The following is a 10730-nucleotide window of genomic DNA, read 5'->3' as shown; positions in this document are numbered from 1 at the left end:
AGCGCGCCCGGTGGGCGGCGGGCGAGGTGCTGCGCGCGGCCCGGCTCCTGGCCGACGACGCGGCGCTGCGCCGGGCGGCGCTGGTGCCGGTCGCGCTGACGGCCGCCGGGTGCGCCGTGTTCGCGGCGCTCACCGCGGCCGGCGACGCGGCGGACGGCGAGGTCACCGGGCCCGGCGCGCTCCACCTGTTCACCGTCGCGTTCGTCGGCCTCGCCTCGATGCCGCCCACCCTCCTGCAGCGCCAGTGGCTCCGGGTGGCGCTCGAGGCGCGCCGCGCGCTCGGCCTGCCCGCCGGCGAGGATCCGTTCGCCGGCCAGGGCTGGGTCCGCCGGGTGGCGCGCGAGTGGGTGAAGGCGCTGCGCCAGGCGGTGGTGGTCTCGGCGGGCCTGTTCCCGGTGGTGGTGGTGCTGTCGATGCTGCCCGGCAGGAAGCCCGTCACCGCGGCGCTGGGCGTCGCCTGGGCGTTCTACTGGGTCCTGGTGGACGCGTTCGAGCTGCCGCTCGAGGCCGTCCCCGGCCCGCGCCGGGGCGCCGGCACGCCCTGGTACGCGCGGGCGCTCCAGCGGCTGGCGGCGGCGCTCTGGGTGCTGCGGCCGTTCGGCTGGGCCGGCCGCGTGCTGGCGCGCCTGACGCGGCCCTGGAACGAGGAGGTCCGCTTCACCGAGCGTCACCCGTGGGAGACCGCCGGCTTCGGCCTGGCCGTCGGCGCGGCGCTGGCGATCCCGGGGGTGGGCTTCTTCTTCCGCGCCATCGGGATCGTGGCCGCGACCTCGCTGAACGCGCGCCTCGAGGGCGACGCCGCCGAGGCGGGGGGCGAGGCGGCCGGCGGCGCGGGGGCGGCGCCGCAGGACGGCGCCCCGCCCGCCGCTCACGCGTCTCCGTCGCCCGGCTCGTCCGCGACGTAGGTCGGGTACACGCCCAGCACCTCCTCGTCGCCGGCGAGGAGCCGGTCCGCGAGCGCCTCGAGCGCCGCGCCGTCCGGCCCCGCGAACACCGCCGCCAGCCGGCGGTCGCCGTCGCCGCCCTCCAGCTCCAGCGCCGGCTCGGAGAGCAGCCGCACGGCGACCCGGGGCGCCGCCCCCGGCACGGTCTCGATCACCACCCCCGCGACGAGCATGTGGACCTCCGTCCGGCTCAGGCCTTGCGGACCGGCTCGATCTTCACCGCGCAGATCTTGAACTCGGGCTGCTTCGACACGGGATCCACCGCGTCGATGGTGAGGCGGTTGCACATGCGCTGCGGGTCGTGCATGTGCACGAACACCGTGCCCGGCCGCGCCCCGTCCACCAGCTTCGCCTGGAACGTCTCGGCGCCGCGCCGGGAGCTGACGCGCACCTCGTCGCCGGTCCGGATCCCGAGCGGCTTCCCGTCGTCGGGGTGCAGCTCCACCACCGACTCGGCGTTCGCGTGGCGCAGCTCCTTGCAGTTCCGGGTCATGGTCCCGGTGTGCCAGTGCTCGATCACGCGGCCGGTGGTGAGGTACAGCGGGTACGCGGCGTCGGTCACCTCGGCCGGCGGCTGCTGCGGCCGCAGCCAGATCACCGCGCGGGCGTCGGGCCGGCCGTAGAACCGGATCCGGTCGGGCGCGTCGGCCGGGACGAGCGGGTCCTCGCCCTTCACGAAGCGGCGCTTCGTGCCCGGGTGGCCCTCGGCCGGCAGCGGCCAGAGCAGGCCGTGCGACGCGGCCAGGCGGGCCCGGGTCATGCCGGTGAAGTCGTACGCGGTCCCCTTGCTCAGCGTCAGGAGCTCGTCCCAGGCCTCCGCCGGCCCCTTCCACGGCAGGAGCTTCCCGTGCCCGAGCCGCGCGGCGAGGTCGCAGAGGATGGCGAAGTCCGGCCGCGCCTCGCCGGCGGGGCGGACCGCCTGCTCGAGCAGCTGGTAGCGGCGCTCGGTGCAGCCGTAGACGCCCTCCTTCTCGGCCCACAGCGCCGCCGGCAGCACCACGTCGGCGAGCTCGGAGGTGCGCGTGGGGTGGAACGCCTCGGTGACCACCAGGAACGCCTTGCGGGCCTCGAGCGCCTTCCGGTACCGGTCGAGGTTCGGCAGCGACTGGGCCGGGTTGGTGGTCATCACGTACAGCGCCTTCAGGTCGCCCGCCTCCAGCGCCTGGAACAGGTCGATGGTGGGCTTGCCGTTCTCGGGCTGGATCGTGCCGGGCGGCACGTTCCAGAGCCGCTCCATCTCGGCGCGGTGCTTCTCGTTCGCGATCAGCCGGCCGTAGGGCAGCAGGTGCGAGAGCGCGCCGCCGTCCCGGACGCCGCCGCAGGCGTTGGGCTGGCCGGTGAGCGACAGCGGGGTCGAGCCGGGGAGGCCGATCTTGCCGGTCAGGAGGTGCAGGTTGTGGACGAGGTTGTTCGCCCACACGCCCCGGGTCCGCTGGTTGAGCCCCATGCACCACATCGACGTGGCGGTGCGCCCCTTCTCGCCGAACCAGCGCGCCGCCGTGACGATGTCCTCGGCGCGCGCGCCGGACAGCTCCGCGGCGCGCACGGGCGTGTACGGCGCCAGGAAGGCCCGGTAGTCCTCCCACGCCCTGTTCACGTCCTTGCCCTCGCCGAACGCGACGTGCGCCTTCAGGAAGGCCTCGTCCACCAGCCCCTCGGCGACGAGCACGTTCGCCATCGCGTTCAGGATGGCCAGGTCGGTGCCGGGCGTGAAGGCGAGGTGGAGGTCGGCGATGCGCGCGGTGGGGGTGCGCCGCGGGTCGAGCACGATGACCTTCACGTCCTTGCCGGTCTGCTTCCGGCGGGCCATCCGCTCGAACAGGATCGGGTGCGCCTCGGCCGCGTTCGAGCCGACGAGCAGCATGACGTCGGCGTGGTCGATGTCCTCGTAGCAGCCAATCGGCTCGTCCTTGCCGAAGGTGCTCAGGTAGCCGCCGACCGCCGAGGCCATGCACAGGCGCGGGTTGCCCTCGACGTTGTTCGTGCGCAGGCCGGCCTTGAACAGCTTGTTCGCCGCGTAGGTCTCCTCGGTGAGCCCCTGGCCGGAGCCGTAGAAGCCCACCGCGTTCGGCCCGTGCGCCTCGACGGCCTCGCGGAACCGCCGCGCCACGAGCGACATCGCCTCGTCCCAGCTCGCGCGCACCAGCTTGCCGCCCTTGCGCACCAGCGGGTGCAGGCAGCGATCCGGCGCCGACATGATCTGCGGCAGCAGGAAGCCCTTGAGGCAGAGCAGGCCGCGGTTGTGGTTGTCCCGGTCGCCCTTGACGGCGAACACCTTGCCGTCGCGGACGCCGACGTACAGGCCGCAGCCGGTGCCGCAGTAGCGGCAGACCGACTTCACCCAGCGCTCGCCGCCCTCGGCGGCGAGCGCGTCCACGGGGAGCCCCAGCCCGGCCAGGGCGGAGGCGGCGGCGGAGGCCTTCAGGAAGTCACGGCGCGTGAGAGGCATGGGGTTCTCCTCGGCTGCGATGCTCACCTGGAATGCGGGTTCTCGCCCTCGGCGGTCAGCGCGTGCGGCTCGTGGCAGGCGAAGCAGCCGCCCGGCCCGGCGCGCACCGGGGTGGGCGATGCGGCCTCGGCCGCGTGGCAGCCCGCGCACCGCGCGCCGGCGACGGAGCGGGTGAAGTCCTTGCCGGTCGAGCCGTGGCAGACGACGCACTTCACCAGCGCGGTGCCGTGCGGCGAGCCCTCCCACGCCCGGACCACCGCGGGCGTGCGGGTCGCGTGGCACTCGGCGCAGTCCTGCACCGCGAGCTGCGCGGCGACGTCGGGGTGGCGCGGCGCCTTGGCGCGGGCGGGGGCGCCCGGAGCCGCGGCGGCCAGCGCCGGGGCGAGGAGGGAAGCGAGCAGGAGCGTGCGCATTCTCGACTCCTTCGAGCGACGGGTGGGACGGCGGGGTCCCCCGCGCGCCGGCCGCCCCGGGGGAGGTGGGGACGGGGGCGGCCGGGCGCGGGGACCGGGCTGCTACTTCAGCACCGCGGGGACCACCGGAGGGGCGGCGGGCGCCGCGGGCGCGGGGGCCGGTGCGGTGGAGACGTTCACCACCGCCACGGTCGGCTTGAACGACGGATCGCGCAGCGCGAGCTGCCCCTGGCGCGAGGCGTCGATGGACTCGAACAGCACGCGGGCGGACTCCTGCGGCGCGTGGAAGCCGGTGGAGTTCTCGGCCTCGACGAAGTCGAACAGGAACTGCGCGCGGCGCTGCAGGTAGCGGGCGGTGACCAGCTGGTCGTCGGTCTTGCCCGCCTCGCGCGCGGCCTTGATCTCGCCGATGAGCGCGACGAGGGCGTCGAAGGCCTGCTCGCGGAGCTGCAGGTGCTTGTCCTGGATCGCCTCCACGCGGCCCTTCAGCTCCGCCTCCGGCCACTTGTGGCAGCCCTGGCAGGCGCGGTTGAGGTTGAGCACCGGGCTGCGGACCTGGTGATCCGAGACCTTGGTGCCACCCACCCGCATGTACGGCATGTGGCAGTCGGCGCAGGCCACGCCGGAGCGGGCGTGGATGCCCTGGTTCCACATCTCGAACTCGGGGTGCTGCGCCTTGAGCGCCGGCGCGCCGCTCTCCTTGTGCACCCAGTCCTTGAACCCGACCTCGTCGTAGTAGCCGACGATCTCGTCGGCCTTGAGCCCCTTCGACCAGGGGAAGGTGAGCCGCTTCTCCGGCCCCTTGAAGTAGTACTCGACGTGGCACTGGCCGCAGACGTACGCGCGCATCTCCTGCCGCGTGGCCATGGTGTTCGGGTCGTAGTCCTTCACGCCCAGCGACGCCTTGTAGGCGCGGATGCCCTCGAGGAAGCCGGGGCGGGTGACGCGCAGGTCCATGGTGGCCGGGTCGTGGCAGTCGATGCAGGACACCGGGTGCTTGAAGTGCTGCTTCGCCTCGGAGTACGGCATCTTGTTGAGCGCCTCGAAGCCCTTGAACAGGTCGCCGTTCCCGAGCTTCTTCATGGGGACGTACACCGACGCGTGGCACTGGCCGCACGTGCCGGGCTGCTTCGCCACCACCTGGCGCTGCGTGAAGAACTGGTCGTCGAGCATGTACGCGTGGCCGCGCTCCTCGCGGAAGTCGGCGGCGAACGCGTAGCCGGCCCACATGGTCTTCAGGCGCGGGTCGGCGTCGGTCTTGGACTGCGCGGTGACGGTGCGCGGGTCGCCGTCGCTCGGCGTGCGCGGCATCGCCTCCGAGCCGCCGTGCTTGGTCCGCACCATGTCGGCGGTCCGCTTGTAGAGGTCGTACTCGATCGGGAAGTTCTTCCCCCAGACGGCGGGATCCTCGGTCTCGTCGGTGAGCTCCACGACGCGCACCACCGGGTTGCGCGCCTCGGCCTTCTTCTGGGCGACGTCCACCAGGACCACGGCGGCGAGGACGGCGGCGAGCGCGAAGACGGCGGCGATCGCGCCGACGACGAGCGCGCGCTTCCTCGGGGACTGGGTCTCGACGGTCATTGCGGGTTCTCCTTGGAGTGCGGCGTGAGGCGGTTGGTCAGCGGAGGTGTCCGACGGAGGCGTGGCAGCGGATGCACGAGACGTCGTCCCGGCCGCCGGTCATGGCGTCGACGATCTGGGCGTGGCAGTGGCGGCACTGGCCCTCGATCACCGCGCTGCTCTCGGCGCGGGCCCGGATCACGTCCGGGAACCCGCCCACGGTGAAGGCCATCGAGTGGTGCCAGCCGTTCTCCGCCTTGACCGCGTACTTCGAGACGGTCGCGGCGGGCGTGTGGCAGTCGTTGCAGGTGGCCACCGCGTGGTGCGCCGAGGCCTGCCAGCCCGCGTAGTGGCCGCTCATCACGTGGCAGTTGGAGCAGGTGGCGGGGTCGTTGCCGAGATAGGACGTGCCCTTCGCGTAGGCGAAGGCGTATCCGCCGACGCCGACCGCGGCGCCGGCGGCGGCCGCGAGGAGGACGACCGGCAGGGAGAGGAGGGAGCTTCCTTTGCGCATGGAGGGGAGCCTCGCGTTCGGGGACGGCGCTCCCTCCTCGCAAGCGCCCTGCCACCACCGCGGGAAGGCCCGCCGGCGCGCAACCCCGCGTGCTCACGGGGTTCGACCCTCCGGCGGCGGGATGCCGCGCCCCACCCGGTCGGATGGGGTACGCCGGACCGTCGGATGCGCGCGTCCGATCCGGCGCCGCGCCGCGATCAAGTCCGCCAGGGGTGAAGGTGCCGCCCGGCGGCGGGGGTGGATTGCAACCGGGATCAATCCGGCCGTGCAGGTCCGGGCGTGCGACGGAGCCGGGCGCGTCCGCGGGCCGAGCCGGGGTTTCCCCGATCCTCGGGCGAGGAGGGCGCGCAGGGCGCTGGCGCAGAGGCCCACCGCGACGTTCACCCAGGGTTCATTGGCGCGGAGCCATGATGGGGTGTCAATTAGAGCTTTCTCATCGTGTTCTCGTGGAGCGGCCCCGGTGCGGACGGAGGAGGCCCTCGCGGCCGGCCACCCGCTCCTCGCGCCCGGCGAGCGCCAGGCCCGATCAAGGGACGCGACCCAAGCCCGCAACACCCGGGCGGTTTGTGCCCGGAGGCCGAGCGCACCCAGCGTGAATGATCGCCGGGATCCGCCGCGCTCCGGGCGCGGCTCCCTGGAGCAATCCCGAGCGCCTTCGGGACTACGGCCGATCAATCATTGGGCAATGTGTCCCCGGCGTTCGGGATGGCCGCTCGCCGGCCGCGGGATAGCTTCGACGGAGACCACGCGCGGGCGGGGCGGTGCGGGCACGGTCGGCGCGGCGGGCGCAGCACCGATGGTCAACGGGGGAGGACACGACGATGACGACGAGGATGCTTCGGCAGTGGGCACGGCTGGCGCTGGCCCTGCTGTCGGTCGGCTGGGCGGCGGAGGCACCGCGGGCGGCGTCCGGCGCGGGCGGCTCGCTCCAGCAGACGCGGGTCTCGCAGGCGCAGCGCGACGCGGCGGCGGCCGGCTCGGGCCTGGTGGTCCAGAGCCTCGACGCCGCCATGGCCACGGCGACCATGGCCGCCCCGGGCTCGGCCCCCCACTACTTCGGGCCGTACGCGAACTACGCCAACAGCCCGCTCCGGCTGGCCGACGCGGCCGTGACGATCGGCGGCGCGGGCGCCGGGGCGGCGGCCACCGCCACCGTGGACCTCGCGACCGGGGCCATCACCGGCGTCACGCTCACGGACCCGGGCGCCGGGTACCTCGCCGACGGGAGCACGACCGTGACCTTCGCCAGCGCGTCCGGCGCGGGCACCGGCGCGGCCGCGACCGCGGTGGTGGATCCGGTCACCGGCGCGCTGACCGCCATCACGCTGGACGCGCCGGGCACGGGCTACGTCACCCCCGGCATCCGCAAGTTCGTGAACGGGCTCCCCGGGCTCGGCGCCGCCCGGGCCAACGACCTCGGCCAGTACATCCCCGTGGCCGTCCCCGACACCACCACGTACCCGGGCTCCGACTACTACGAGATCGCGGTGGTCCAGTACCGCGAGCAGCTCCACTCGGACCTGCCGCCCACGCTGCTGCGCGGGTACGTGCAGCTCGCCACGGCGGTGGTCCCCGGCGCCGGCGTCCCGCTGGTGGGGACCGACGGCCTGCCCATCGCGCTCCCCGGCGGCCAGCAGGCGGTCGGGGTGGACGGGCCGCACTCCCTCGGGCCGGCCATCCTCGCCACCAGGGACCGCCCGGTCCGCATCCTGTTCCGGAACCTGCTCCCCACCGGCCAGGGCGGCGACCTGTTCCTGCCGGTGGACACGACGGTGATGGGCGCGGGCATGGGCCCGGACATGGGCGGCATGGCCGAGCCGGATCCGCGCAACCCGATGTGCGGCATGACCCCGAAGCCGATGGGCTGCTTCGCGGAGAACCGGGCCACGCTGCACCTCCACGGCGGCATCACGCCGTGGATCAGCGACGGCACCCCGCACCAGTGGATCACGCCGGCGGGCGACTCGACCTCGTATCCGAAGGGCGTCAGCGTGATGAACGTGCCCGACATGCCCGATCCCGGCCCGGGCGCGATGACGTTCTTCTACACGAACCAGCAGAGCGCGCGGCTCATGTTCTACCACGACCACGCGTGGGGCATCACGCGGCTCAACGTCTACGCCGGGGAGGCCGCGGCGTACGTGATCTCCGACGCGGCCGAGGGCGCGCTGATCGCGAACGGGGTCATCCCGGGCCCGGACGACACGCTGCCGCTCATCGTGCAGGACAAGACGTTCGTGCCGCCCGAGCCGCAGCTCGCCGCGCAGGATCCGACCTGGGATCTCGCGCGCTGGGGCGGGCTGGGCAGCCTCTGGGTGCCCCACGTCTACATGCCGGCGCAGAACCCCGGCGACGCGAGCGGCGTGAACCAGTTCGGCCGCTGGGCGTACGGCCCGTGGTTCTGGCCGCCCACGTCCAGCATCGACTACCCGCCCATCGCGAACCCCTACTACGACCCGGCCTGCGATCCGAGCGCCGGCTGGTGCGAGCCGCCGCTCGTCCCGGGCACGCCCTGGCTGTCCATGGGCATGGAGGCGTTCAACGACACGCCGCTCGTGAACGGCACCGTCTACCCGACGGTCACGCTCGAGCCGAGGTCGTACCGGCTCCGCATCCTGAACGCGGCGAACGACCGCTTCTTCAACCTGCAGCTCTACGTGGCCGACGCGAGCGGCACCGAGGTGGCGCTGAACGCCGGCGAGGTGCAGGCGGCGCTGGCCGATCCGGCCGGCGTGTTCCCCACGCCCGACACCGCGCTCAGCCCGCCCGGCCCGAGCTTCGTCCAGATCGGCACCGAGGGCGGCTTCCTGCCGTCGCCGGTGGTGGTGCCGCCGCAGCCCATCACCTGGGTCACCGATCCCACCGTGTTCAACGCGGGCAACGTGGACAAGCACGCGCTGCTGCTCGGCCCCGCCGAGCGCGCCGACGTGATCGTGGACCTGTCGGCGTTCGCCGGGCAGACGCTCATCCTGTACAACGACGCGCCCGCCGCGTTCCCCGCGCGCGACCCGCGCTACGACTACTACACCGGCAACGCGGACCTGACCTCGACCGGCGGCGCGCCGTCCACGCCGCCCGGCTTCGGCCCGAACACCCGCACCATCATGCAGATCAAGGTGAGCGGGAGCACCCCGGCCGCGCCGTTCGACCTGGCGGCGCTGCGGGCGGCGTTCGCGCACAAGCCGGACGGGACCGGCGTGTTCGAGGCCTCCCAGCACCCCATCGTCGTCGGCCAGGAGCCGTACAACGCCGCGCTCGGCACCGCCTTCCAGGCGAACGGCCCGCGCGCCGGTCTGGTGCAGATCTACGACGAGCTCTTCGCGTTCGACACCGTCTCCGGCGTGCCGCTCACCATGCCGCTGCAGCGCAAGGCCATCCAGGACGAGATGGGCGAGGCGTTCGAGAAGGAGTACGGGCGCATGAGCGGCAACCTCGGCCTGGAGGCGCCCAACGCGCAGGCGGGCCAGCAGCAGAACCTGATCCTGTACCCGTACGTCAACCCGGCCAGCGAGCTCCTCGACGGCATCGTGCTGCCGCCCGGCGTGGACGTGACCCCGATCACCACCGCGGACGACGGGACGCAGCTCTGGAAGATCACGCACAACGGCGTGGACACCCACCCCATCCACTTCCACCTGTTCGACATCCAGCTCGTCAACCGCGTCGGCTGGGACGGCATCGTCCGCCGGGCGGACGCGAACGAGCTCGGCTGGAAGGACACGGTGCGGATCAGCCCGCTCGAGGACACCATCGTGGCGATGCGGCCCGTCGTCCCGAAGCTCCCGTTCGGCCTGCCGCACAGCGTCCGCCCGCTCAACCCGATGATGCCGCTCGGCTCGCCGGACGGCTTCAACAGCGTGGACGCGAACGGCAACCCGATCAGCCCCGCGCTCACCAACGTCATGACGGACTTCGGCTGGGAGTACGTGTGGCACTGCCACATCCTCAGCCACGAGGAGATGGACATGATGCGGCCCATGGCCGTCTCGGTCGCGACGTCCCTGCCGTACCCGCCCACCGGCGTCACCGTCACGCCGGCCGCCGGCGGCGTGGACCTCGCCTGGATCGACGCGACGCCGGTGGAATACGCCGGCACCGCGACCTGGGGTGACCCGTCGAACGAGATCGGCTTCCGCGTGGAGCGGGCGCCCATCGGGAACAACGGGAAGATCGGCGCGTACGCCGCCCTCGGCACCACGCTCGCGAACCACCCCCGGTTCCGCGACGGCACCGCCGACCCGGCGCTGACCTACAGCTACCGGATCGTGGCGGTGAACGCGGCCGGCGAGTCGGTGTCGGCCCCGGTGGGCGGGCCGGTCCCGGCCCCGCCGCAGGCGCCGACCAACGTGGTCGCCACCCTCGCGGCCGGTCCGTCGGTCGCGCTCACCTGGCGCGACAACGCGACCAACGAGGCGTACTTCGTCCTGGAGCGCTCGGTGGACGGCGGGAGCTTCGCGTACCTGTCGGCCCCGCCGGCGCGCAGCAACACCGGCACGGTGACGTTCACCGACCCCGCCGTGTCCACCGGGCACACCTACCAGTACCGGGTGAGCGCGGTGAACGGGGGTGGCTCGTCGGCCTCGGCGCTCTCGAACGCCGTGACCGTCGTCAGCCCGCCGCTCGCGCCCTCCGGCCTGGCCGGCACCGCGGTGCGCTCCGGCAAGAAGGCGAACGTCACGCTCACCTGGGTGGACGGCTCGACCGACGAGACCGGGTTCGAGCTCCAGCGCGCGACCAACGCCTCGTTCACCGTGGGGCTAAACACCAGCACCCTGCCGGCCAACACCGTCACGGTGACGCAGACCGGCCTGTACCGCGGCGTCACGTACTCCTACCGGATCCGCGCCGTG

General features: G+C 73.5%; 7 protein-coding genes. 2 read left to right on the top strand and 5 right to left on the bottom strand.

Translation table 11 applies throughout. The features are described 5' to 3' along the window. Positions 1-905, top strand: a 905-nt coding sequence (locus tag PSR1_RS17755; RefSeq protein WP_059438784.1) for a hypothetical protein, incomplete at its 5' end; no start/stop codon positions are given. Here PSR1_RS17755 and PSR1_RS17750 read toward each other — a convergent pair. From PSR1_RS17750 to nrfH, 5 genes are all read right to left on the bottom strand, one after another. After that, positions 869-1117: a hypothetical protein gene (locus tag PSR1_RS17750; protein WP_059438781.1), complete on the bottom strand. Its 249-nt coding sequence runs from the start codon at positions 1115-1117 to the stop codon at positions 869-871. The two genes, PSR1_RS17755 and PSR1_RS17750, sit on opposite strands and share 37 nt — an antisense overlap. 17 nt (positions 1118-1134) lie before the next feature. Next, complete coding sequence (locus PSR1_RS17745; RefSeq protein ID WP_059438783.1) at positions 1135-3393, bottom strand: molybdopterin oxidoreductase family protein; 2259 nt, start codon at positions 3391-3393, stop codon at positions 1135-1137. A 23-nt stretch (positions 3394-3416) separates the two neighbouring features. Then, complete coding sequence (locus PSR1_RS17740) at positions 3417-3806, bottom strand: hypothetical protein (RefSeq protein WP_059438780.1); 390 nt, start codon at positions 3804-3806, stop codon at positions 3417-3419. 102 nt (positions 3807-3908) lie between these two features. Next, the gene (locus PSR1_RS17735; protein ID WP_059438779.1) at positions 3909-5387 is read right to left on the bottom strand and encodes an ammonia-forming cytochrome c nitrite reductase subunit c552; all 1479 of its coding nucleotides are present in this window, start codon (positions 5385-5387) and stop codon (positions 3909-3911) included. 37 nt (positions 5388-5424) lie between these two features. Further along, entirely contained in the window at positions 5425-5880 is a 456-nt protein-coding gene (gene nrfH / locus PSR1_RS17730) for a cytochrome c nitrite reductase small subunit (protein WP_059438778.1), read from the bottom strand. Positions 5881-6701: 821 nt separating this feature from the next. Here nrfH and PSR1_RS17725 point away from each other — a divergent pair. Then, positions 6702-10730 (top strand): multicopper oxidase domain-containing protein (locus PSR1_RS17725; protein WP_059438782.1); only part of this gene is annotated, 4029 nt, incomplete at its 3' end.

The sequence above is a fragment of the Anaeromyxobacter sp. PSR-1 genome (assembly GCF_000964525.1).
Classification (GTDB): Bacteria; Myxococcota; Myxococcia; order Myxococcales; family Anaeromyxobacteraceae; genus Anaeromyxobacter.
This window is presented reverse-complemented; position numbering and strand designations above follow the sequence as displayed.

Coding starts and splice junctions, on each gene's coding strand:
- PSR1_RS17750 (WP_059438781.1), bottom strand. CDS start 1,117: ATGCTCGTCGCGGGGGTGGTGATCGAGACCGTGCCGGGGGCGGCGCCC.
- PSR1_RS17745 (WP_059438783.1), bottom strand. CDS start 3,393: ATGCCTCTCACGCGCCGTGACTTCCTGAAGGCCTCCGCCGCCGCCTCC.
- PSR1_RS17740 (WP_059438780.1), bottom strand. CDS start 3,806: ATGCGCACGCTCCTGCTCGCTTCCCTCCTCGCCCCGGCGCTGGCCGCC.
- PSR1_RS17735 (WP_059438779.1), bottom strand. CDS start 5,387: ATGACCGTCGAGACCCAGTCCCCGAGGAAGCGCGCGCTCGTCGTCGGC.
- nrfH (WP_059438778.1), bottom strand. CDS start 5,880: ATGCGCAAAGGAAGCTCCCTCCTCTCCCTGCCGGTCGTCCTCCTCGCG.